This is a genomic window from Fontibacillus forbon (genome assembly GCF_046559655.1).
Taxonomy (GTDB): domain Bacteria; phylum Bacillota; class Bacilli; order Paenibacillales; family Paenibacillaceae; genus Fontibacillus.
In genome coordinates, this window is sequence record NZ_JBKGFV010000005.1 from 204,526 (window position 1) to 228,760 (window position 24,235).

Sequence of the window (24,235 nt, forward strand, 5' to 3'; positions counted from 1 at the left end):
TATTCAATTGTCTTCCTCAGGGGGACTAAACCGTAAATCCCGCGGTCATCTCCTTCAGTTTCTTCGCCATTTGTGCCAGATGATCGGCGGTGTCGTCGATTTCGGTCATCATGCCGAGCTGCTGCTTGACACTATCGTTGATTTGTTCGGTTCCGTCCGCGATTTCCCCGGTGGAGCAGGCGATATTCTGAATCGCCGCGTCCATTTCCCGGGCACTCAGAGCCTGACGGTTGTTGTCGTATTCGATCTGTTCGATCTGAACGGCGATCTCCTGGATGCTGTTTAAAATATGCCCGATGCTTTCGCCCGCTTCGGCGGCTATGTTCGACCCGAGCTTTACTTTGCCCGTGACGTTCTGTGCAGACTTCACGGCCGTTGCGGATTTCAGTTGGTTGTCGCTCACCAGTCCGGCGATTTCCTTCGCGGCGCTATTGGCCTCGTCCGCGAGCTTTCGGATCTCGTCCGCCACGACCGCAAAGCCTTTGCCGGCTTCGCCCGCATGGGCCGCTTCGATGGCTGCGTTAAGCGCCAGCAGATTCGTTTGCGCGGAAATGCCGGAGATCAATGCGGTGATTTCCCCAATTCGGCCGGAAGAGTCATTCAATAGATGAATCGTGTCCGACACCAGATTGGCGGAAGTATCAATTTCCTGGATAGAGCCGATAATCTCCTTGATCTTGGCCGCGCCGTCCTGTGCGGCCAGTCTGGCTTTTCTGCCGCTCTCCGTCGTTTTTGTGCTGGCCAGGGCCGTCGATTCCGAATATTTGGCCATTTCGGCCAGGCTAGCCGACGTTTCTTCAGCCACGGCTGCATTTTCGCTTGTCCCTTCGGAGATTTCGCGAATCGTCGTTGATATGCCCTCCAGCGTGGAGGTCGTTGTTCCGGTTGCCTGGCTCAGCCGCTCGCTGGAGGCATAAATCTTCACGGAAGAATGTATCATTTCCGCGATCATGGCTTGGAGCCTGGCAATGAAGCTGTCGAAGCTGCGGCTCAAGTCCCCCAGTTCATCCTTGCTCTGATACGCGAGACGTCCGGTCAAATCTCCGTTCGATTCCGCTATGTCCCGCAGCTTTGCCGTCACTTTGGTCAACGGGACCACAACCATTCGCGTGATAAACAGGGTCAATATGGCCGTGATAACCGCACCGATCAGAATCAGCGCGGACATCGTGATCAGGGTGGAACGGAAGACCGTTTTACTGCTTTCATAGGTTTGTTGCGCGGTTTTGATATGGAGATCAATCCAGGAATCCATGGTTGTGATGAGGTCGCTTTTCGTTTGATCCAGTGATGTCATTTCCGCCGGAGGCCCGCCGACCAGAGTCCCTGCGGGCTGATTTCCGTTCTCAGGGATGTCGCCGCTCGCCGCGCCTTCGTTATTGGCGGCTCCCGATTCCGCAGGAGCGGGAGCTTCCCCGCCCTCGGGACCCAGTGCATTCGTGGCGAAGCGTTCCAGGAATTGATCCATGGCGGTGCCGTAAGCGTCGTAAGCAGACAACACATTTTTTACGGAAGCATCGGTATGATAGGCCTCCAGGGCCTGTTGGATCGAAGTGCGGTAAGTAGTGATTTCCGTTTGGATCGAAGTCCGTTCTTCGTCGCTGCTTGCATCCATATAGGTGCTTGCGAGCGTTCGGGTCGCTTCCATATCGGACTTGATTTGCTCAAGTTGGACGATGGGAATTAGCCGGGAATTGTTCAGTTCCTCCAGCTTATCGTTCACGTTGGAGATTTGCAGCATGCCTATAATGCCGGTCAACAGCAGAAAGATAAATAAACTGGCGGATAGGAAGCTGATTTTGGACGCGATTTTCAAGTTTTTAATGAATTTCAATGGATTGTCCCCCTATGTACTGGTCAAGTGAAGTTGATATTTAGGAGTATAGTAACCTCGACTTAAGCGGACATGAACCGGCGCTGAAAATATGCTGAATGGCTTGCGGGATAAATAACCGGTATTTCTTAAAAAATGGATTTACTTTTCCTGAATAAGGCTATATCTTTTTTAAAGGACTTTATCGATTGAAAATTGAAATACCCTGCAAGCAAGCGACATCTGGAAAGACATGGGAGCGAAGAGGAATGAGCAAAAAATGGCTTGTATTTATCGTAGGGGCGACCCTGCTGATTTTTTTGTTTCCAGCTTACAGGGTAGTGCATGAGTATGCCTATTCTTCCCAGCCCGAAGCGAACCGCGGATGGCTCGATCTTAGCAAATGGGATTTTTCCGAAGGCGGTGTGGTTGAGCTGAATGGGGAATGGGAATTTTACCGTAATCAGCTGCTGACCCCGGGAGATTTCGCCGGGGACGCTACGCCTGAGTCGGACACGCCGCAGCTCACCGGAATCGTTTCTTTGCCGGGAAAATGGAATAATTATATACACCCGGGTGGTGAGCCAACCGCCGAAGGCTATGCAACGTTCCGTCTGAAGGTCAAGGTTGCTGCCGGAGGAGAAAGTAATAAGCTTTACGGGATCCATACCGGGAACATCCGGTCAGCGAATCGTATTTTTATCGATGGACAAGAGGTAGGTACCAGCGGAGAGACGGGACGTTCCTTAAGCGAAGAACGCTCCAACAACATTCCTTACGCCGGGTTTGCCTCCGTTTCGGGGGACGAAATACAAATCCTTGTCCAGGTTTCCAACCATATATACTCGTCCGGCGGCGTGTTTACCCCGATATTGTTCGGGGATCAACATGCCCTGATGAGCGAAAGAGATCATGCGCTGTTATCCGATTGGATCACGATAGCGGGATTTCTTATTCCTGCGTTGTTTTTTGCAGGCCTGTATTGGCTTCGAAGAGAATCCTCCTTACTTTACTTGGCGCTATTCTGTATCTCCGCCATGATGCACGTGTTAACCCACGGCGAAAAGCTGTTGTCGACAGTATTACCCGACCTGCCTTATGCGTGGTTTTTGAAAATGCAAATGTTTATCTCGGCCTTTATCTATTTTTTTCTGCTGCACTATGTAGCTGCCGTCATTCCGAATGCGGTACATAAAATAGCCCTCCGGTTATGCAATGTGATTACCGTTTTGACCGTAGTCACTGCGCTGACTGTTCCGCCGATCCTGTTTTCGCGGCTGGAGCCGGTCATACTTTTGTTTTCCATAATCGGTATCGTCTACACCTCTTACGTACTGTTCCGTAGCATTATGGAGCGGCACGAGGACAAGGCGTTTTTCCTGGTCGGCGTGATGAGCCTGCTTCTGACGATCGCGGTTTATTTATTTAGCGTGTTCGGTTACGAGAGCCTGGTCTTTGTTCCTAGCCTGATGCTGCTGTTCGTGATTACGCAAGCGTTGCTGATTGCCAGGAGGTTTGACAGATCTTTTACCGAAGTGGAAAGCTTATCCCGAAAATTGCTGATTGTGGACGGGCTTAAAGATGAATTTATGGCGAATACCTCGCTCGAGCTCCGGACACCATTGCAAGGAATGATCAATATAGCGCAGTCCCTGCTTGAAGGAACGTCGGGCAAAGTAAATCCGGAGCAAGCCAACGATCTGTCGATGATCGTTACGGCCGGGAAACGTCTGTCGGTGCAGATCAACGATATTCTCGATTTTGTGAAGCTCAAGCACGAGGACATTGCGCTCAGGCGGGAGCCCGTCGATCTGAAGGCCGTGACCCGCTCGGTCATGGAAGTTATTTATCATATTTCGGGATCCAAAAATATCGTGTTTGAGCAGAATTGGCCGGACAATTTGCCTTGGCTGGATACGGACGAGGACAGGCTCCATCAAATTTTGTACAACTTGCTCGGGAATGCCTTCAAATTTACCGACCAGGGCATTGTACGGGTCAGCGCTTCAGCCGCAAACGGCCAAGTCACCGTCTCTGTGGAGGATACGGGAATCGGCATTGCCAAAGAGCGGCTTGACGATATTTTCAGGTCGTTCGATGAGACGGCCGCAGGCCAAGAAGAAAGAGGATTGGGACTCGGCATTTCCAAGAAGCTTGTGGAACTAGCTGGTGGCGTGATTTGGGCCGAATCGGAGCTTGGCAAGGGCTCGGTGTTTTATTTTACCCTCCCTTCGATTCCGGCTACCCGGCCCCCGGTTCAACAAGGCGGACCGGATCGGACCAGCGAAGTTGTAATAGCGGAACAGAATGAATTTCATGAAGAAGTTAAGGCGGAACAGTTCGTCATTCTGACGGTCGATGATGATCCGATGAACCAGAAAGTGCTTCACCATTTATTGTCCATGGACAACTATTCCCTAATCGAGGCCTACAACGGCACCGAAGCCTTGGAACAGCTGCGCAACGGAAGGCGGGTTGATCTGGTCATCGCGGACTGGATGATGCCCGGTATGACGGGGGTTGAATTGTGCAGGGAAATTCGCAACAGGTATTCGCTGTTTGAAATGCCCGTGCTCCTGCTGACCTCAAGAAGTTTGCCGGAGGATGTTCAAATCGGCTTTCAAGCCGGGGTGAACGATTTTTTGCGGAAACCGGTCGATGCCAACGAATTAAGGGCAAGGGTCCGTACTTTGCTGGAATTACGCAAATCGGTTCAGACGGCGATATCTTCGGAAATGGCCTTTTTGCAGGCACAGATCAAGCCGCATTTTTTGTTCAATGCTCTAAATACGGTCTTATCCTTTCTTCCTTCCGAACCGGATGCCGCTTCACGGCTTTTGTTCGAGTTAAGCCGGTATTTGCGCGGCAGCTTCGATTTTCAGAACAGGGATCAATTGGTCACGCTGGAGAAAGAGATGACTTTAGTTCAATCCTATTTACGGTTGGAGCAAGCTCGGTTTCAGGAGCGACTGGAATTAAGACTGGAGCTTGCAGCCGACATGACATCGCTGATTCCCCCGCTCAGCATCCAGCCCATCGTGGAAAATGCGGTGAGACACGGCATCATGCAAAAACCGGGCGGTGGCCTGATTCATCTCTCGATCCGGGAGCAGGGAGATCTTATTTGCGTCAGTGTACGGGATAACGGAGTGGGAATCCCGCCTGACGTGATCGACTTCCTGTTATCAGGGACAAGCGGTCGGGGAGGCGTGGGACTGCGGAATATCCACACCCGGCTGCTCACGTTGTACGGAGAAGGGCTGACGCTTGAAAGCCGCGAAGGGGTAGGAACCCAGGTCCGTTTCGAGGTGAAAAAATTGAAGGAAAGCTTCAGGTAACCAGTCAGGAGAGGGGGAGTGGCGGAATTGAAGGCGATATTGATCGATGACGAAAATCCGGCGTTGATGCAGTTGGAGCGATTGCTCATGGCCGACGGGCGTGTCCGGGTTGCAGGCAAGTACACGCGGGCTCAATCGGCTTTGGATCATTTGGAGACCGAGAAAGCCGAAGTGATCTTTTTGGATATCGACATGCCCGAAATGAATGGCCTGGAAGCGGCGGAAGTGCTGAAAATGATCGATCCCGATGTGCTGATCGTGTATGTAACGGCATATAACCATTACGCGGTAGAGGCATTTGAACGAAACGCGCTGGATTATTTGTTAAAACCGGTGGAGCCGGAACGATTGACCAAAACGGTCAGCCGGCTGGAAGTGCAGCTTCTGCTTCAAACGAACGCTGTTCGGGAGAATTATTCCAACGAATTAATGGTTCTTTGTTTTAAGCAATTGTCCTGGAACGAGGAGGATGGGGCGGGCGGCCAGATCAAATGGAGGACCCAGAAGGCCCAGGAATTGTTCGCCTTTCTGGTGCACCATCGGAACAAGCGAGTAACTAAGGAGGTCATTCTGCAAACGCTGTGGCCCGAACTTCCGGTCGACAAGGCCGTGACCCAGCTTCATACTTCGGTCTATCAGGTTAGGAAAATATTAAAATCCAAAGGCGGCGGGATAAGGGTGGACTATGCCTACGACAGTTACCAGCTTGTCATGGGTAGCGTGAAGACAGACGTAGACATGTTCCGGCAGGTTGCAGGAAGGCAAGAAGTTGCCACCCTTCGGGAATGGGAAAGCCTGGACCGGGGACTGTCTTTGTACCGCGGAGATTATTTGGAGGAACATGATTATTTTTGGGCCAAACCGCTTGCGGAGGAACTGCGTCTGATGTACATCAAGACCAGTCTACTGGCCGTGGAGTATGAGCAAAGAACCGGAAGAGAGTTGCGGGCAGTACAGCGTCTTGAGGCTCTGACCGCCATTGACCCATTTTCGGAAGAATTATGCCGGATGCTTATCTCGTTATATGCAAAATTGGGTGATTACGTCTCCCTTGTCCGTTATTACGAGGCCTTTGTGTTGTTTCTCAGGGAAGAATTGGATGCATATCCGGAAGAGCGCACTATGCAACTTTACAAGAATTTGATGGCTTATTAGCAAAGCAATCTGTGGAAAGAGCAAGTCTAACCGTTCGCCTGCCCATGCCCGCCTATGGTACACTGGGATAAGAAACCATCAGCAAGGAGAATGAATAGCATGCCGCTTGAAATTGAACGGAAATTTTTGCTTCCGGAATATCCGAAAGCGCTGATTGAAGAAGGCGCCATTCTCATTACCAGGGAACAGGTTATTGACCAGACCTATTTGGCGCTGGACGGCGATCAGGAATTGAGGGTCCGCAAAATCAAGGATCTTGCCACTGGCGACATCAAGTATACTCATACCTTCAAGCGCGGATTCGGTTTGGCCCGCGAGGAAGTGGAGTACGACATTTCGGCTGGACTGTACGAGCAAATGATCCATATCCGCCGCGCGGTGCCGCTGGTCAAAAAACGGATCACGGCAAACTGGAATGATGTCTCGATTGAGATCGACGATTACCGCCAAATCAACATGCTGGTGCTGGAAGTGGAGTTCGATTCGGAAGAAGAAGCCCTGAATTTTGACCCGCCGGGATGGTTTGGTCCGGATATCAGCACGGATAAACAATACAGTAACAAGAAAGTTTGGCGGGACCTTCAAAGCAAGTGGTGAAGATGCAGGGCCAAGCTGATCAAGCCTATGGTTAATAGAATCAGAATCAGAATCAGAAGCAAGAAAGTCCGTTCCCGGCCGGGGACGGGCTTTTTTTACGGAGCAGAGGCAAAATTGGTAATGGAATGGGACAAAATCGGTCATGTACAATCTTATTCCTGGAGTATATATTGATATCGATAATCATTATCAATAAATTCTCATTAGCGGGAGGTCAAGAAATGAAAAGCTTCAAAATGATCTTTGCGTTGATTTTGGCGTTGGCCGTAGCGGGCTGCGGCGCCAATTCAAATAGCGCGGGAACGGAAAACCAGGGAACGGGAGGCAATACCGCAAAGTCCGTTCAGGCTGCGGAGGACACAACCGGGGGTGATAGCGGTCAAGGCCCGAGAACGATTGAGCATGCCCTGGGAACGGTGACGCTGGAGAAGAAGCCGGAGCGGATCGTAGTTCTGTTTAACGGGATGGTGGATATCACGGCCGCTCTCGGCGTCAAACCGGTAGGCGCGGTAGAATCATGGGAGCAAAAGCCTTGGTACGAGTTTTTACGGGATAAAATGGAGGGTGTGAAGGATCTGGGCGAGGAAAACCAACCGAACCTGGAAGCGATCGTGGCATTGAAGCCGGATTTGATCATCGGCACCAAAACGCGCCATGAGAAAATTTATCCGCAGTTGAAAGATATTGCGCCAACGCTGATTACGGAAGAGATTTTCGACTGGAAAGACAATCTGCAGATCGGCGCCAAAGCGCTGTATATGGACGAGGAGGCGGCGAAGCTGATCGGCGACTGGGACGCCCGCGTAGCCGACTTCAAGGAGAAAGCCGGCGATCGCCTGAAGGATACGGAGGTATCGATCGTCCGGTTCGAGAAGGACGGAAGCGCGCGTTTCTATGTAACTGGGTTTGCCGGAACCATCTTCGAGGAGTTGGGCATCGGGCGGCCTGAAGCCCAGCGGGTAGAGGGCAAGGCGGTGGTCAATCTGACGACCAAGGAGCAGATGGCTCAGTTGGACGGGGATTATATTTTTGACATTACCCGAGTCAGTCCGGACGATCCCAGCACGGAAAATACAAGAAACGACTGGACGTCCCATCCATTGTGGAGTACCCTGAACGGCGTGAAAAACGGGAAGCATATCGAGGTCGATGTCATTACCTGGAACTTGAGCGGCGGAGTGCTGGCGGCCAATTCCATGCTCGATGATGTATACGCCTATTTCGATATCAAATAAATGATGATCGGAGAGAGTACAATCATGAAGCCGGAGGCTCTGCGAGGATGGAGGGCAGCGGGCTTGGGATTGGGGGTTGCTGTGCTGCTCTCGGCCATGATGGCTAGCATCATGCTGGGGGCTACGAACTACAGCTTCGGCACCGCATGGAATTCTCTGTTCCATTATGATGCCGGCATCACGGAGCAGATCATTGTCCGCACGACCCGGGTTCCAAGAGCCCTGATCGCTGCGGTCATAGGCGCCAGCCTGGCGATAGCCGGCGCACTGATGCAGACGCTAACCCGCAATCCGCTTGCTTCGCCAAGCGTGTTGGGCGTAAATGCCGGAGCCGGATTCTTTGTCGTCGGTACGGCGGTCTTGTTCTCCGTGTCCAGCCTTCCCGTTTTGATGTGGGCGTCTTTCTTGGGTGCGGCGGCGGCGACGGTTACCGTTTATATTCTCGGTTCCGCCGGCCGGGAAGGATTGACCCCGCTCAAGATCGTACTGGCCGGTGCGGCGTTGACCGCGCTGTTCTCTTCGTTCACGCAGGGGATTTTGGCACTGGATAAGCAGGGGCTGAGCACCGTGCTGTTCTGGCTTACCGGTACGATCGCGGGCCGCTCTCCCGAGATGCTCGCCACCGTGGCGCCGTATATGATGCTCTGTTGGACGGTGGCCTGGATGCTTGGCAAAAGCATGAACGTGCTGCTTATGGGCGAGGACACCGCCAAAGGATTAGGGCAGCGGACCGCCGCCTTGAAAATCGGGATGGGAGCGATCGTGGTCGTTCTGGCCGGCGGCTCGGTCTCCATTGCCGGCCCGATCGGTTTTATCGGCATCGTCGTGCCGCATGTTGCCCGGCACATCGCCGGTATCGATCATCGCTGGCTGATTCCTTATTGCGGCGTGCTGGGAGCGATACTGCTATTGCTTGCCGATATCGGGGCTCGTTTCATCATGATACCCGAGGAAATGCCGGTCGGCGTCATGACCGCGGTCATCGGCGCTCCGTTCTTTATGTACCTTGCCCGGAGAGGAATTGGCAAATCATGAACAAGAGAAGATGGATTCCGGGCGGCATCCTGTTTGCCTGTCTAGTTATAGCTGCGCTGGCCAGCGCTTGCCTGGGGGATACATTCATCTCGCCCGGAAGCGTGCTGCGCAGTCTGACCGGGGCCGGCCCGGAAGCGGATGCGATGATTGTGCAGAAATTACGGCTGCCCCGGATGCTGATTGCCATGCTGGCCGGAGCTTCCCTGGCGGCTGCCGGGACCTTGTTGCAAGCGGTGGCCCGCAATCCGATGGCCTCGCCGGAAATATTGGGGATCACGGGCGGAGCCTCGGCGGCGGCGGTCGCGTTCCTGACCTATGGAGTCGGCGTGATCGGCATCCGCTGGCTGCCGGTATCCGCACTGGCCGGAGCCGCGGCCGCCGCGTTCATCCTCTATGTATTCGCCTGGAAAAAGGGAGTGACCCCTTTCCGCCTTATCCTTATCGGCGTAGGGATGTCGTCTCTGATGTCTGCGGCCACGACGATGATGATCGTCTTTAATCCGCGCAATGATGCAGGTCAGGCGTATACCTGGCTTACGGGATCCGTCTACGGGGCGAACTGGCAGCATGTTTTGCTGCTGTTACCGTGGACCGTCCTTTTGCTGCCGCTGTCCATGCTCCTTAGGCGCCATGTCAATATTTCGCAATTGGGCGATGAGATCGCAACCAGCAGCGGGAGCCGGGTACAACTGACCCGCTTCCTTCAGATTCTGCTCAGCGTCGCTTTGGCCGGTTCGGCTGTATCGGTCGCCGGGGCGATCGGCTTCGTCGGCTTGCTTGCGCCGCACATGGCCCGCAAAATCGTCGGCGCCGATTTCGGAGCGGTACTGCCGGTTTCCGCGCTGCTGGGCGCCCTGATCGTCATGCTGGCCGATTTGGCGGGCAGGACGCTGTTTCTCCCGCTGGACGTGCCGGCTGGGGTATTTACGGCAGCTATCGGAGCTCCGTTCTTCATTTATTTGCTTTATAAGGGCAGAAATCAATAGGAGGGGATGGCATGGCCCAAGCAAAAGACATTCAAATGCGGGAAGAAAGACCGGGATCGGGGCCTGTGACGCGGCCTATGACGGAATTGATTATGGCTCGCCGGTCGGTCCGGATATTTAAGCCGGACCCGGTGATGCGTGAGGACATTATCGACCTGTTGAACGTGGCCGTCTGGGCGCCCAATCACGGGAACCGGCAACCTTGGCGATTCATACTGGTCATGGATGAGGCACGGACAGCATTTGCGGATGCCGTCCTTCAAACCTACACCGCCGAGGAACGGGAAAAGGTCGGTGCCCAGAGGCACGCCTATTTGTCCGGTGTTCCAGCACAGCTTATCGTTCTGCAGGAGGAGGATCCCCGGCCGAAGCAAAGGGAAGAGGACTTTGGCGCCGTGTGCTGCCTGATCCAGAATTTTCAGCTGGCTGCCTGGGAGCAAGGGATCGGCGTTGTGTGGAAAACCAATCCTTACATTCATGATCCGCGTTTCCGCTCGGCATTTGGGATCACGCCCGGAGAAAAAGTGATAGGCGTCCTGCTGGTGGGCTATGCGGATGCCGTTCCCCCGGCAAGACCCCGGGAGGCGGCGGAAACCAGACTAACGGTCCTGGACCGTTTTCCACTTTCCAAATGATGTGAAATCCTTTAAAATCATTGATAATCATTATCAATGATTTTTTTATTCTGGAGGGCTTTGGATATGTCATCGACATCGAAACTCAGGAATAGACAGCCGGGATCGCCCGGATGGCCTATGTTGTTGTTTTCCTCGATCCATAAAAGAACCTGCCCGAAGCATGTCCCGTTCTCCGGCCAAAACATCATTATTCCGGCTTACATGCTTTGTCTGGTCACGGAGGGCAGCGGATGGGTAAATATCGAGGGAAAGATTCAGAAAATCTGCCGGGGGGCTTGTTATTTCCTTACGCCGGGCTTGCCTCTGGAGTTGAACCTGAATTCGGAGGTTTTGCAATATCAGTTGATGCTGATCCGGCCCTTGCAGCTTCAAAGATACGGAAAGCGCTGGGTGGCGGATTCGGGAAATTCAGACGGTCTCCGGGTTGTGCCCGGCATGCTGGATCTTGATCCGGAACGGCCGTTTTTCGAGAGGATATGCCAATTATATGAGGATAGCCGGTCACCCGGAGCCGTACGGGAAGAACTTCAATTGCGGGGCCAAAGCCTGATTTACGATGCGCTGAATTCGCCGCAGCTGAACCAAGATGCCCCTGCCGACAGCGGGTTGGAAGAAAGCATCGGCTATATGCTCCGCCATTTTCGGTCGAAGGTCGGTCTGGATACTTTGGCGAATATCGCCGGGCTTACGCCCAGCTCTTATTCCAGACGCTTCAAGCGTGAGAAAGGCCTCACCCCTGTGGAGTATTTGAGTCAGATCCGTATCACCCACGCGAAAAGGCTGCTGTCCCGCCCGAATATTTCCGTGAAGGAAGCGGCGGGGGAGTCCGGCTTCGGGAACGAGTTCTATTTCAGCCGCCTGTTTAAGCGGGAGGTGGGGGTATCCCCGACGATTTACATGAAGCGCAAGGAATTGCGCGTCGCCGTAGCTTCTTGTTACCACTACCAGGAAAACCTGCGTTCCTTGGGAACCGGAGCGGTATATGTCATGAACGGGGCCAAGTATCCGGATCAGAGCGAGGAGTTCAGCCGCAATTGGATTGCGCAGCAGTTAAGCGAGCTTCGGAGCGAGACTCCGGATTTGATTATCGGAGATCACAGGCACCGCCATCTTCAGGCCAGCCTGAAAGAGATCGCGCCCGTCGTGTTCCTGGAATTCTCCTTGGATTGGAGGAGAAACCATCGAATCATTGCCGAACTGGTGGGACGCGAAAACGAAGCGGAGCAGAACTGTCGCAGGTTGGAACGCAAGTCGGCTTATGCCCGCCAAGAGCTGACGGACCTAATCGGCAATGACTCCGTATCACTGCTGAGACTCTATAACCGGAAAATCCGAATCCAAGGCTGCGTCAATCACCCGCTGAACGACCTGCTGTACACCGAACTGGGACTGAAGCCCGGTAGCTGCGTGCCTCTGGACGAGCGGAACTTCGAGTACCCGCTTCACAATCTGCCATTACTGGAGAGCGATTACTTGTTCATTTATAAACATAAAGTGATGATGGAGGAAGATCAGGTGTTTGACCGTGTGCTGGAAAGCAGCGCTTGGCAAAACAGCCAGGCTGTCCGGAATAACCGCACCCGGGTAATCCCCAACTGGATCGGTATGAGCTGGTCCCCGGTTGGCCGCGAAGCGATTATCGATGATTTGCTGGAAATGTAGGTCTTATGCCATGGCATGAGAGGGGCTAGCTTTCAAAATAAAACCCGGCGAAGTTCGTATTCGAACCGGCCGGGTTTTTCAATTATGGATAGTTCCGCAACTGGATTAGTCCAGCGCAAGTCCGCCTTGATGATCGAGCAGTAAATGCTGATAGTTGTTTTTCACAAACTCCAGTACCTTGTCGCAAATAATCTTATGGCCGGCCTGGTTCGGATGAATACCGTCGGAGCAAAGGAATTTTGTATAGTCGGGATGCTCCAGAAAGGCTCCCCGTACATCGATATACTTCGTCTTCGTCATTTCCGATACTTTCAGGATGGTGGAGTTGTAACGCTCCTGCCACCAGTAAATTTTCGTAACGCTGCCGAGCCATTTCAGGATGTTCTTTTCCGCCTCCGGATTGTTTTTGCTGACCCATTTGAAATAGTTATCCGCATTCAAAGGCGGCAGACTCATCAAGACCGGAGTGATCTGTTGGCTTTTCAGAAAGTGAATCGCTTCGGTAAGCATCTTTTCAAACATATTGAAATCCGTCTTGGGGTTGTGTTCCCCATCGGGATTATCGGCAATTTCATTCCAGTTGAAATCGCAGTCATTGCCGCCATATTCGATCAACACGATGTTCGGTTTATCTTTGAGGACGTCTTTTTTCAGGTTGGACATCCCTTTGATCAAGGTATTGCCGAATCTGGCTGTATTTCGAACCGCTCCCTTAAGTTTATTCTGTAGAAGGGAAACGTAATTGTCCTCTAGAAGCACGTATTTATTCCTTACTTCGTCAAGAATGACCCCCTTGGAAATCGAGTCTCCCGTGATCATGTATTTTGCTGACGCATTACTTAACTCCTGGTTTTCCCAGTTCACTTGGATCACCTCATTCCATTCAGCTATCGCATGCTTTTATTTTAGTTTAGTTGATGGCCGAAACGCAAGCGTAATACTGAGCCGGGAGCTTTCGGACGGTTGCATGGCCTCCATAAATATGGAAATAATAATTAGTTCATAGTATTGGGAGGAAATCGCGTTTCTGAGGTTATCCCGCTTCAAAAATTGAGAAGTTTGACGCATTTTAAGATAGCATGTGGACATGGAGTGTCACCTAATGAGAGAATACATTAGAGAATATTTAGAAAAAGGGGGATGAATTCAGTGCTTCGATTTGGAGTTATCGGAACGAACTGGATCACGGAACGCTTTATTCAAGCGGCGGAGGAGACGGAACATTTTATCCTGGCTGCCGTATATTCACGCACGGAAGAGAAGGGCAAGGCATTTGCCGCTAAATATAGTAACAGTCCTGAAGTGTATACCGATCTGGAAAATATGGTGTCCGGCGATAAGATCGATGCCGTGTATATCGCCAGTCCGAATTCTTTTCATGCGGAGCAAGCGATCCTTTGCATGAATCATGGCAAGCATGTGCTATGCGAGAAGCCGCTCGCTTCCAACGTAGCGGAAACCCGGCGCATGATTCAGGCAGCGCGTGACAATGACGTGCTGTTGATGGAAGCGATGAAATCCACGTTGATGCCCAACTTCCGGGTCATCACGAATAATTTGTACAAAATCGGGCGGGTACGCCGTTATTTTGCGAGCTACTGCCAATACTCTTCGCGTTTTGATGCGTTCAAGCAGGGGAATGTGCTTAATGCGTTCAATCCGGCCTATTCGAACGGCGCATTGATGGATCTGGGAACCTATTGCATTTATCCAATGGTAACCTTGTTCGGAAAGCCGGAAGCGATCCAGGCGACCGGCATTATGCTGTCTTCGGGCGTAGACGGAGAGGGGAGCATTATAATGCGGTATAGCGATATGGATGCCGTTGTCATGTATTCCAAGATCGCCGATTCGTATGCCCCTGCCGAAATACAAGGCGAGAACGGCACACTCGTGATCGATAAGGTAAATCAGCCGTATGACGTAAAAATTCTGTATCGGGACGGTACCGTGGAAGATCTCCGGCAACCGCAGATGCAGGAGTCGATGTTTTACGAAGCGCGGGAGTTTATTGAGCTCGTGCAATCCGGCAAGCGGGACAGCAGCGTTAACTCGCTGGAAAATTCATTAATCGTTGCGGAAATTATGGAAAACGCCCGGCGTCAGATCGGACTCAAATTTCCGGCGGATGAATTCTAAAAAAATGAATGTGGACCCCAAAAAGTCGATCCCTTTAGAGCAGGGATCGACTTTTTGGCTATTATTACGCTATTGGTACGTAATTACAAGCGCGTTGCTGATCTTCCTTCCGGGCGTCGTCAAATACTTCCCATTGTAATAAAGACCGCTGGAAGCGCCGCCGTCCAGGTTCATGGCCTGATAAGCTCCGGCTTGCTTCATGATTTCGGCGAGCTGCGGGATGGTGGCTCCGCCGGTCGTCAGCAAGATCAGCTTATGATCGCGTGTAATACCCAGAGCGCTTCTGGCGCCGCCCCCGGTCAGAATTTTCGGATCCTTGAACCCTTCCGCCTTGACGTTGAGGGACACCTTGCCGTTGACCAGCAGACGGGGTCCGGCCTGCAACGCGCCTTGGACGGTACCTTGAGCAAAACGCTCATTGAAATCTCCGCCCGGGATCAGATCGGCCAGCAGGTTTTTATCATAAGTAAAAATCGTGCGCTGGTCGCCGGAGGCTTTCATTTTGATTTCCCCGCCGCTCACTATGTATCCGTAAGGTGCTTTATAGGTATCTTTGGTATATGCGTCAAAAAAAGTGCCGTTAATGGCAACGGTTGCCTTGCTGCGCTTGGCGATGCTGCTCAAATCCTCCACGTTACCTGCTTTGTTTCCCGCTAGTACGACATCGAGTCCGATCTTCGGATGCAAAAGCGATACTGTGATCATTTGGACTGAGAATGACTTGCTGCCGACTTTGAAGGTTTTGCTGGTACTAACGATTGGTTTGGTGCCGTTCGAAAACGTTCCACGCGTCACGGCCGGCAGAACGGCCGTATTGCCGTCGCGGCTGATACTGACCACGGAGGGGTTCTTGCCCCATTCCAGCGAATATCCCAGCGTTTGGCTTACAAACTGCAGGGGGACGTAGGTCGTTCCGTTCTCGCTGAACGGCGCGTCGGTTAAACTGACTGGCGCCTCATTTACTTGCGCCGTCGTTTTTCCGGTGAAGAGAGTAAGGCGGTTTTCTCCATCAGCGATATCGATGCGTTTCTCCGCATCGGTCCACTGAACCTCGGCACCGGCAAATCCTTTCAAAAATGAGATCGGCGCAAAGGCTCTGCCGTTCTTGGCATCAATCAGCACTACGCTCTTTGGCGCTGCTGAGGGTGCTGCTGCAAGACTGGATGGGATGAGGCAAACAAAAGCGAGTAGCGCCAACAATCCCGGGATGACTGTTCTTTTCATGCTGGTAAAGTTCTCCTTTTTCTTTGTTGTAGTTTTCTAGTGTAATATCGGAACAAGCGCCGGTTTCGTTAAATCGTAAAGCCAGGCCGCGGATTCCATAAGGAGCCGCGGCCTGGCTATCGTTATAGGCATATGATTTTGAATAAATGGATTAGGCCTTGATATACATTTTATTGAAGTATTCTTCCAGCATCCGTTTGGTAGCGAAAGCTTCCCGGGTAGTCTCGATGCTCTTGCTCATCATTTGCACCCATTTGCTGCGGTTTTCGTAATAAGTAGGCAGAACGCGGTTCAGCAGCGTGTCGTACAAGGCATCGCTGTCGTGGCGGTCGAGGACTTCGAAGTCGGTCGTCTCGAAGCCGTCGCCGATTTGCCAGCCGTTTTCTCCGTCTATGCAGGCTTCCGGCCACCAGCCGTCCAGGATCGAGCAGTTGAGCACTCCGTTCATCGCGGCTTTCATGCCGGATGTGCCGCTTGCTTCCAGCGGTCTGCGCGGATTGTTAAGCCAGATGTCCGAGCCGCGGGTCAACTGGGCACCGATCGTCATATCGTAGTTTTCCAGGAAGACGACGCTCTTCGGATATTTTTTCATCATCGACACGAGGTTGCTGACGATTTTCTTACCCGTGTCGTCCAATGGATGCGCTTTGCCGGAGAAAACGATCTGGATTTTGCCGGACTCCAGGTAAGGTTCGATGATTTCCGGTTGCGAGAAAATCAAGTCGCTGCGTTTGTAAGGGGCCGCTCTGCGGGAGAAGCCGATCAGCAGGTTGTCCTCGTTCAGGGAAATGCCGGAGCGTTCCTTAATAAACTGAATCAGTTCCCGCTTGATCTCCATGTGTGTAGCCCATAAATCTCCGCCTTTCTCGTAGGCGGCGGTCATTCGCTCATCTACCCAGGTCGGCGTGTGAATGGCATTCGTAATTCCGATGATCTCGGAACGGCCGGAAACTTCTTTCCACATTTTGTTGGAAGTGTCGGCGTGAAGTTCAGCTACCCCGTTGGAGATGCGGGAAAGACGTAAGCCGGCTACCGTCATGTTGAACGGATTGCCGCCAATGCGTTCCATTTGATCGCGCGTCAATCCATTGTAAGCGGTCATATACTCAAGCCGGTCGAGCGGGTGGGTTTCATTGCCTTCCTTAATCGGCGTATGGGTCGTGAAGACGACTTCTTCGCGCGTAGCCATCCACGCTTCCTCAAACGTTTTGCCGGCGCACATTTTTTCGCGGATCAATTCCGTAGCGGCCAATGCGGCATGGCCTTCATTGAAGTGGTACACGTCGATCGGGATCTGCAGCGCACGCATGGCTTTCACGCCACCGATGCCGAGCACGATTTCCTGAGCAATCCGTTCTTCGCCGAACCAGCCGTAAAGTTGGCCGGTAATCCAGGCGTCGCCATTCTCCGGAATGTCCGTATCAAGCAGATAGAGCGGGTTGTTGCCGAATTGTTCGGTTTTCCATACTTTGCAGACAACATCCGTGTTGCGGACTTTGACGGTAACTTTTACGCCGGTATCCTCAAGAAAATCGTAAACATAGTTGTGGTACGTGTCATAAGGTTTTCCGTTTTCATCAATTCTTTGATCCGTGTAACCCTGTTTCCATTTGATTCCGATTGCTACAATCGGCGCGTCTATATCTTTTGCGCCCTTGATGTAATCGCCGGCCAGTATTCCCAGACCGCCCGCGTACATTTTAAAATCGGAATGAAGTCCGTACTCCATGCTGAAATAAGCTACAGTAGGCAATTTCTTCTCGTTCATTCGGTAAGCCTCCTCGGATTATTCATGGATACATCGGCAGTTTCTTTTCAAATGAAGTAGAATGCATTAGTGCAAACGTTTGTCTTTTGGAAAAGAGAGTCCCGATGTGAAAGCGATTTCGAGAAATATTTTACCATATGTTATTCAAAAAAGAAGCTATAATTGACAAAAAAATTGACGAAATCGAAAAATTAATGGGTAATTATCGATAATTCGCAAATCAGACCTCTCAAAAGTGATCAAACGTTTGCATTTCATAGGACTATTCCAGTGGAAAATCATCCAAAAGCCGTTCCTCGTCTGCTACCGCCTGAATTTCTTCGGGACCGATCTGAATGTAAACATACCCTTCCTCCATCTGTTTTTTCAGGGCGCGCTCCTTGACGTATTTCGGGCTGGCTTCGCCGGCTTCTTCATCATAAACGAGCAGAATGCCGTCCGTTTTGCGGAACAACAGCTCATCACGGGCGTGGAATTGCCAAACGCCTTGGTAGCATTCTTTACTAATGGAACCAAAATAATCGACACTGCGGATCAGTTCGCGAAAATACGATTGCTTCTCTTCATTCCATTGTTCTTCCGGATTGCTGAAGGCGGTGATGATGGAACATTTCAGCTGAGGATAAGTTTCTTTCAGTTCAAGAACGGCTTCGCAGGCCCACAAATCCACGCCGTATTGGCCGGGAGTAATAACCCATTCCAGTCCTTCTTCGATCAAGGGGATCAGGCGTGCGGCGATGGCTTGCCGAATATATGGAATTCCCTGGTGCTTATTGTTGTATATGCCGAGTTCGTGCGCACGGTAACCGGTGACCAGTAAATTTTTCAAAGCAAAGCTCTTCCTTTCGTAACCGATCCCGGGAAAGCCGGGGTAAGCAGCGTTTTTTTCATTATAGCGCAGTCTTCGGGGGACTACGATATTTTCGGAATCAATAGGTCGATTTTACCAATTGTAATATCATTAAAATTTGTGGAATTGAGGCTTTTTTCCCTGTTGCTGATTGGTATGTTTTGGGTAATATCAATGGGACTACATAATATTAGGAGGAACAATCAGTTGAAGAAAATGACAGCAGCATTATTGGGAGCAATTCTGGTACTAGGTATTACAGCATGTGGCAAGGAGAAGGCAGCCGATGGCGGAGAAGCGAACGCGGCGGCTAACGGATCGGCGAATCAGGCAGTAGCGGAAACCGGGGCAAAAGCGCCGTCGGAAGTAGCCGTGCCTACAGTTGATGAGATGATTCAAAAGGCGACCGAAGCAAGCGAAAAGTTGAAGAGCTTTTCCATGGATGCCAAAGTCAATCAAAATATCGTAATTGCGCAAGGCGATCAGAAGCAGGAACAAAAGGTCGACATGACGATGAAAGTTGACATGGTAAAGGATCCTCTCGCCATGTATCAAGTGATGGATATGAATATGGGAGAACAAGGAAGCCAGAACGTGGAGCAATATATTACCCAGGAGGGTATCTACTCCAAGGTAGATGGTACTTGGGTCAAGCTCCCGGACGAAACGCGTGACGAAATGTTGGCAAGCATGGAGCAATCGGCCAGTCCCGAAGCGCAGCTCGAGCAATTCAAATCCATTGCCAATGAAGCCAAGGTAGTTGAAGAAGGAGACGAATTCGTCCTTTCGGCAGACCTTTCCGGCGATGGTCTGAAGGAGCTTGCGAAATCCCTGATGAGCCAGTCCGGCGGGGAAAACGAACAAACGGCAGCTATGCTTGAGCAAATGGATATTAAAAACATTAAAATTTCGTATGCGGTAAATAAAGAGACGTTCTTGCCGAGTAAATCCACCGTGGCCATGGTGATGAACATGGATGTCGAAGGGCAGAGCGTTTCCCTGGATATGACCATGGACAGCACGATTTCGAAATACGACGAAATTGACAAAATCGAAATTCCTCAAGAAGCGCTGGATAGCGCGCAATAAACGAGTTCGAACAGCGGCTGGACCCGGAATGTACCGGGTTCAGCCGTTTTTGTTCCGAACCGCCGTCTTTAAAGGAGCATGCAAAAAAGCCTGCGGCAAAGGCCGCAGGCTTATCAAATTCAATCTTGTGACAACGGTTACAAGAAACCGGGTTTATTGCCCGTGAATCGAGTATAGGGTGAACACCGTATAGAAGACCGCATAGAAGATACCCAGTGCGATAATCCAGCCAAATGCGCCGCTCTTGAACTTGCTGCTTCCTGGTTCCCACATGTGTAGTCAGCTCCTTTAATTCGCAGTGGTTAATTGTGAACAATTTGTGTCTTACTTAATTATTGAACATTTTGTGACGAAAATCAAACATTTTTTTGAACAATTTAAAGAAATTTAATTTTTAAATAAAAGAAAACGCAGCACCGGCTTGCCGGGCTGCGTTTCGTCGTTATTTTTTTAGAGGCGTGAATCCTTCTTCCGCTAAGTATTCTCCTGCTTCCTCACGCGTTTCGAATACCATCTCAAGATTGATGCCGGAGTAAATATACCATAGATCATCTTCATATTTCAGGGTCAGCACTCCGCCGCTAGAATCGGTCCAGATCCCGCCCGGAGAATCACTGCGCGGGATGTCCGGCTTGGCGGCCGCCGTTTCGGGAACTTCTCCGCCCTCAGATAGCGAGCGAATACTCTTGTCGAGCAGGCTGCGCAATTCTTCTTCGGAATAATCCCGAATATTTACATAGCCTTTATCATCACAGTTATAGTCCTGAAGCAAGCCGGCATAAATGAAGCCGTTGCCGTTAGGGTGGAGATGATAAGCCACCGTTTTCTTGTCGTGCACGCTTTTATCATACTGATAGTTCACCCGGCCGAGCGATACATTTTTCCGCTCCAGTTCGGGATAAGAATCCAATAGGTTTAATTTTTGTTCAAAGGTAAGCATGATCCGCCTCCGGCACATATTATCGAAGCAATGTTCAGTATCTTCAGTATAAAGGATTTTACCTTGGTGAATCAAAGAAAGTAAAAGTGAGAACGCAGAGCGGCGGAGCTATTTCACACTTGCCGATAAAGGGTACAAGTTTTAAGAACGCAATCTAAGGGGGAGGGCTTATGAAAGAGGCAGGACACAGACCGATAAAGTGGGGGATTATGGGGACGGGAACGATCGCGGAACAATTTGTATCCGATTTGTCCCATACCAGCAACGGGTTGGCCTATGCGGTAGGTTCCCGCAAACCCGGAAATGCGGCGTTGTTTGCCGCTCAATTTGGAATTCCTCGCGCTTACGGCAGTTACATGGAATTGGTGAACGACCCGGAGGTCGATGTTATTTATGTCGCAACGCCGCATCGCTATCATTTGGAGAACGCGCTGAACAGCCTGCGGGCCGGAAAGGCGGTGTTGTGCGAAAAGCCGGTTACCGTAAACAGCCGGGAACTGGAATTGTTGATCTCCACCGCCCGGGAACGGGGGTTATTCGTGATGGAAGCGATGTGGATGCGCTTTTTGCCGCCGATGCTTAAAGCCAAGGAATGGATACGGGCCGGAAGGATCGGAGAGGTCCGTCTCGTCCAGGCGGAGTTCGGGATCATGACGGACTGGGATCCGGAAGGAAGGCTGCTTAGTCCGGATCTGGCCGGCGGGGCGCTGCTCGATGTGGGCATTTATCCGTTATCCTTTGCCTCGATGGTTTTCGGCACCCAACCGCGGGAGATTTATAGCCATGCACGAATAGGCAGGACCGAGGTCGATGAACAGTTTTCGGCCCTCTTGACCTATGAATCGGGGCAAGTGGCGTCCCTGCACGGAGCAATAAGGCTGGGAATGCGCAATGAGGCCGTCATCCATGGAACCAAAGGCTGCATCACGATACCTTCGATGAATAAGGCTCCCTCGGTATCGCTTTACGAGGGCGGGGAGCTCGTGGAGACCTACGCTGATGATCGTCTGGGAAAAGGATACGAGTACGAGGCGGAGGAAGTCGGAAGATGCCTTCTCGCCGGGCAAACGGAAAGCGGGATTATGCCGCTGGATGAATCGTTGCGGGTGATGGAACAACTGGATACGATGCGCGCGCAGTGGGGGCTTAGGTACCCTTTTGAGTAACGGCGGCGAAGACATTGGTTTTTGACCTGCTTCATTTGGTAAAATCAAAACAGGTGAGAATATATATACTCAGGAGGCAATGCCAACAATGGGAGAGTTCACGGGTAAGAAAATCAAATGGGGAATTATGGGGACTGGCTGGATTGCCGAGCAATTTGCCAAGGATTTAGTCCATGTAGGTAATGGCGAAGGTTTGGCTGCGGGATCGCGAACGCTGGAAAGCGCGGCAAAGTTTGCCGGGAAGTTCGGTTTGGAGCGTGCTTACGGCAGTTATGAGGAACTGGTGAACGATCCGGACATCGACGCGATTTATGTGGCGACTCCGCATCCCTATCACAAGGAGAACGTTCTGACGGCTCTGAACGCCGGTAAAGCCGTGCTGTGCGAGAAACCTTTTACCGTAAACAGCCTGGAACTGGAGCAACTGATTTCTTCGGCCAAGCACAAAAATCTGTTTTTGATGGAGGCCATGTGGACCCGTTTCCTGCCGCCGATCGTGCAGGTGAGAAAATGGCTGGAAGAGGGTCGAATCGGTGAAGTTAAACTGCTTAAAGCCGAATTCGGGTTTCGCAGCGACTGGAACCCGCAGGGACGGCTGCTGAACCCTGAGCTTGGCGGCGGGGCCCTGCTGGATGCAGGAATTTATCCGGTTTCTTTTGCCTCCATGCTATTCGGCAGTAAGCCGGACAAAATTTGGAGCACCGCTGAAATCGGAGAAACCGGAGTGGACGAGCAATTCTCCATCATGATGGACTACGGCCAGGGCAAAGTAGCTATGCTGAATGGGGCCGTTCGGCTGGATTTGAATAATGATGCTTATATTCACGGCACGGAAGGAATGATTCATATTCCTTCCTTCCTCAATGCCAAGGAAGCCGTCCTCCGGGTGAAGGGGAAAGAAGAAGAGAAGTACAGCGACGGAAGATCATCCACAGGGTATGCCTTTGAAGCCGAGGAAGTGGGCCGTTGCCTGCTTGAAGGGCTGAAGGAAAGCCCGGCCATCCCGCTGGAAGAGTCCCTGGGTATCATGAAGCTGCTCGATGGGATCCGGGCGCAATGGGGACTAAAATATCCGTTTGAGTAAGAAGTGGCATCATATCAGTGAAAGCGGCAACGGCAGCCTGTTCTGTCCCTGTTCGGGATGAGGACGGCTGCCGTTTCTTCTGTCGTTACTATTCGGATTGATGCATGAACGCCTCCACAAAGGCTTTCATCTGTTGGGTGGACGTGTTCAACTGATCGATGACGGTCATAAAATCCGTTACCAGTTCAGCTTGCTGTTGAGAAGAATGAACGATTTGCGAGAAATCCGTCTCCAATTGGCGGATCGAATTTTGGATATTCGTCAAAGTTGAGGAAATATCCGTTGTCGCTTCCCGCGTACTGACCGACAACTTGCGAACTTCCTTGGCTACGACCCCGAAACCGGCCCCAAGATCGCCGACTCGGGCCGCCTCAATTGCGGCATTCAGGCCAAGCAGGTTGGTCTGTTCGGAGATTTGCTTAATGAATTCGATCGTTTGGTTGATCTCCGATGAGTTCTCAACGGTTTGCTTGGTGTTGGCCAGCATATTTTCACTGGTCGCCGTGAGTTCCTCCGAATGAGCGGCGACCGTCTGCACCATGTCAACGAGCTTCCCGGTGATTTGGTCCATAATCATCATGTTTTCTTCCAGCTTCAGTTGGCTTTCCAGGGATTGGGCTGTAGCGAGAGCTCCCACGATCTTTCCTTGCTCATCCCGGACCGGAATCGCGGAGGCCAGAATAGATATGCCGTAAATATCGGCAGGCAGTTGGGTGGATGAGATCTGTCCGGCAAGAGCGGTGCGAAGATTGCGGTCGTCCTCCGGGATGGGGTCCCCGGGCCGGATTTGAAAATCGATAGTTCGGGAAGGTTCATAGAGCAGGAATTTATCCAGATCGGTGATTCCGATCATGATATCTCCCTTGATCATTTTTTGCATGTAGGGTACGGAAGCAATAAGGCTATCCAAAATACTCATCTGTGATCAACCGCCTATATCAAATTTTAAATAAATTATATAGCGTGTGACAGGATATAACAATATATAGCAAAATTCGACCGAACTTTTCATGCAATTTTAATAAGATTTGGTTATAGGACAAGGGCGAAACGGAATAGGATAATAGGGGAACCTGTTTAAGCGGGTCGTGAAAAACCGGAAGCAGCCGGAAAGGCCAGGAACATGTATGGAACGGGGCCGGGCTGCCTCCGCGTTTCCTGTAACATTATCGGTGTGGACTCTGGGATGACTTATGCTCATCTTTTGTTAACACCGGCCTGATCTGCCGAGCCGGGTCCGTCATTGTTGTCTTCCAGGCTTTTAATCTCCCGGGTCAACTCGCTTATAGTAGAATTCATATGATCGAGTTTCTCTCCGACCGTTTGCAGCACATATTTGATCAGGATAAAACAAAGCGTAACGGGAAAACCGACATTCGCGACCATCGATACGATATCCGTGACCTGCATGTTCAAGGACCTCCTTTCTCTGAAAATTCCCTTTCACTTATATAGAGAAAAAAGGAGTGAAAATAACAACCAATAATTAGAAAAAATGTTATAATTAAAATCAACT

The 24,235-nt window shown here is 51.3% G+C and carries 20 protein-coding genes; 12 read left to right on the forward strand and 8 right to left on the reverse strand.

Going from position 1 to position 24,235, the window contains the following annotated elements:
• Positions 1-25: 25 nt before the first annotated feature.
• Positions 26-1,834 (reverse strand): methyl-accepting chemotaxis protein, encoded by a 1,809-nt coding sequence (locus ACLB09_RS19825; protein ID WP_410771586.1) that lies wholly within the window; start codon positions 1,832-1,834, stop codon positions 26-28.
• 248 nt (positions 1,835-2,082) lie between these two features.
• On the opposite strand from ACLB09_RS19825, the gene ACLB09_RS19830 reads away from it, so the two are divergent.
• From ACLB09_RS19830 to ACLB09_RS19865, 8 genes are all read left to right on the forward strand, one after another.
• On the forward strand, positions 2,083-5,151 hold the full coding sequence (locus tag ACLB09_RS19830; protein WP_410771587.1) for a hybrid sensor histidine kinase/response regulator: 3,069 nt from the start codon (positions 2,083-2,085) through the stop codon (positions 5,149-5,151).
• An 18-nt stretch (positions 5,152-5,169) separates the two neighbouring features.
• Positions 5,170-6,306, forward strand: coding sequence for a response regulator (locus ACLB09_RS19835; RefSeq protein WP_410771588.1), 1,137 nt, complete (start codon positions 5,170-5,172; stop codon positions 6,304-6,306).
• A gap of 99 nt (positions 6,307-6,405) precedes the next feature.
• Positions 6,406-6,903, forward strand: coding sequence for a CYTH domain-containing protein (locus ACLB09_RS19840; protein WP_410771589.1), 498 nt, complete (start codon positions 6,406-6,408; stop codon positions 6,901-6,903).
• A 221-nt stretch (positions 6,904-7,124) separates the two neighbouring features.
• On the forward strand, positions 7,125-8,138 hold the full coding sequence (locus tag ACLB09_RS19845) for an ABC transporter substrate-binding protein (protein ID WP_410771590.1): 1,014 nt from the start codon (positions 7,125-7,127) through the stop codon (positions 8,136-8,138).
• Between the two features lie 24 nt (positions 8,139-8,162).
• Positions 8,163-9,173 carry a FecCD family ABC transporter permease gene (locus ACLB09_RS19850; RefSeq protein ID WP_410771591.1) on the forward strand — a complete coding sequence of 337 codons (1,011 nt, stop codon included), beginning with the start codon at positions 8,163-8,165 and terminating at the stop codon, positions 9,171-9,173.
• Complete coding sequence (locus tag ACLB09_RS19855; RefSeq protein ID WP_410771592.1) at positions 9,170-10,159, forward strand: FecCD family ABC transporter permease; 990 nt, start codon at positions 9,170-9,172, stop codon at positions 10,157-10,159. The genes ACLB09_RS19850 and ACLB09_RS19855 overlap by 4 nt, the downstream gene beginning before the upstream one ends.
• 11 nt (positions 10,160-10,170) lie before the next feature.
• Positions 10,171-10,794: a nitroreductase family protein gene (locus ACLB09_RS19860; RefSeq protein WP_410771593.1), complete on the forward strand. Its 624-nt coding sequence runs from the start codon at positions 10,171-10,173 to the stop codon at positions 10,792-10,794.
• Positions 10,795-10,860: 66 nt separating this feature from the next.
• The gene (locus ACLB09_RS19865; RefSeq protein WP_410771594.1) at positions 10,861-12,459 is read left to right on the forward strand and encodes a helix-turn-helix domain-containing protein; all 1,599 of its coding nucleotides are present in this window, start codon (positions 10,861-10,863) and stop codon (positions 12,457-12,459) included.
• A 105-nt stretch (positions 12,460-12,564) separates the two neighbouring features.
• On the opposite strand, the gene ACLB09_RS19870 is transcribed toward ACLB09_RS19865, so the two are convergent.
• On the reverse strand, positions 12,565-13,323 hold the full coding sequence (locus ACLB09_RS19870; RefSeq protein WP_410771595.1) for an SGNH/GDSL hydrolase family protein: 759 nt from the start codon (positions 13,321-13,323) through the stop codon (positions 12,565-12,567).
• Between the two features lie 285 nt (positions 13,324-13,608).
• Here ACLB09_RS19870 and ACLB09_RS19875 point away from each other — a divergent pair, with 285 nt between their 5' ends.
• Positions 13,609-14,598, forward strand: coding sequence for a Gfo/Idh/MocA family protein (locus ACLB09_RS19875; RefSeq protein WP_410771596.1), 990 nt, complete (start codon positions 13,609-13,611; stop codon positions 14,596-14,598).
• Positions 14,599-14,667: 69 nt separating this feature from the next.
• Here ACLB09_RS19875 and ACLB09_RS19880 read toward each other — a convergent pair whose 3' ends face one another.
• The 3 genes from ACLB09_RS19880 to ACLB09_RS19890 all read right to left on the reverse strand — a co-directional run bounded on the left by ACLB09_RS19880 (position 14,668) and on the right by ACLB09_RS19890 (position 18,419).
• On the reverse strand, positions 14,668-15,822 hold the full coding sequence (locus ACLB09_RS19880) for a phosphodiester glycosidase family protein (RefSeq protein WP_410771597.1): 1,155 nt from the start codon (positions 15,820-15,822) through the stop codon (positions 14,668-14,670).
• Positions 15,823-15,973: 151 nt separating this feature from the next.
• Positions 15,974-17,590 (reverse strand): alpha-glucan family phosphorylase, encoded by a 1,617-nt coding sequence (glgP, locus tag ACLB09_RS19885; protein WP_410771598.1) that lies wholly within the window; start codon positions 17,588-17,590, stop codon positions 15,974-15,976.
• Positions 17,591-17,852: 262 nt separating this feature from the next.
• On the reverse strand, positions 17,853-18,419 hold the full coding sequence (locus ACLB09_RS19890; RefSeq protein ID WP_410771599.1) for an SLOG family protein: 567 nt from the start codon (positions 18,417-18,419) through the stop codon (positions 17,853-17,855).
• 237 nt (positions 18,420-18,656) lie between these two features.
• Here ACLB09_RS19890 and ACLB09_RS19895 point away from each other — a divergent pair, with 237 nt between their 5' ends.
• Complete coding sequence (locus ACLB09_RS19895; protein ID WP_410771818.1) at positions 18,657-19,529, forward strand: DUF6612 family protein; 873 nt, start codon at positions 18,657-18,659, stop codon at positions 19,527-19,529.
• 442 nt (positions 19,530-19,971) lie between these two features.
• Here ACLB09_RS19895 and ACLB09_RS19900 read toward each other — a convergent pair whose 3' ends face one another.
• A complete protein-coding gene (locus tag ACLB09_RS19900) occupies positions 19,972-20,469 on the reverse strand; it encodes a hypothetical protein (RefSeq protein ID WP_410771600.1) in 498 nt (165 codons plus the stop codon).
• 170 nt (positions 20,470-20,639) lie between these two features.
• Here ACLB09_RS19900 and ACLB09_RS19905 point away from each other — a divergent pair, with 170 nt between their 5' ends.
• The gene (locus ACLB09_RS19905) at positions 20,640-21,635 is read left to right on the forward strand and encodes a Gfo/Idh/MocA family protein (RefSeq protein ID WP_410771601.1); all 996 of its coding nucleotides are present in this window, start codon (positions 20,640-20,642) and stop codon (positions 21,633-21,635) included.
• An 88-nt stretch (positions 21,636-21,723) separates the two neighbouring features.
• Entirely contained in the window at positions 21,724-22,719 is a 996-nt protein-coding gene (locus ACLB09_RS19910; RefSeq protein WP_410771602.1) for a Gfo/Idh/MocA family protein, read from the forward strand.
• 88 nt (positions 22,720-22,807) lie between these two features.
• Here ACLB09_RS19910 and ACLB09_RS19915 read toward each other — a convergent pair whose 3' ends face one another.
• Entirely contained in the window at positions 22,808-23,638 is an 831-nt protein-coding gene (locus tag ACLB09_RS19915; RefSeq protein WP_410771603.1) for a methyl-accepting chemotaxis protein, read from the reverse strand.
• Positions 23,639-23,916: 278 nt separating this feature from the next.
• A complete protein-coding gene (locus ACLB09_RS19920; RefSeq protein ID WP_410771604.1) occupies positions 23,917-24,129 on the reverse strand; it encodes a hypothetical protein in 213 nt (70 codons plus the stop codon).
• Positions 24,130-24,235: the final 106 nt, after the last annotated feature.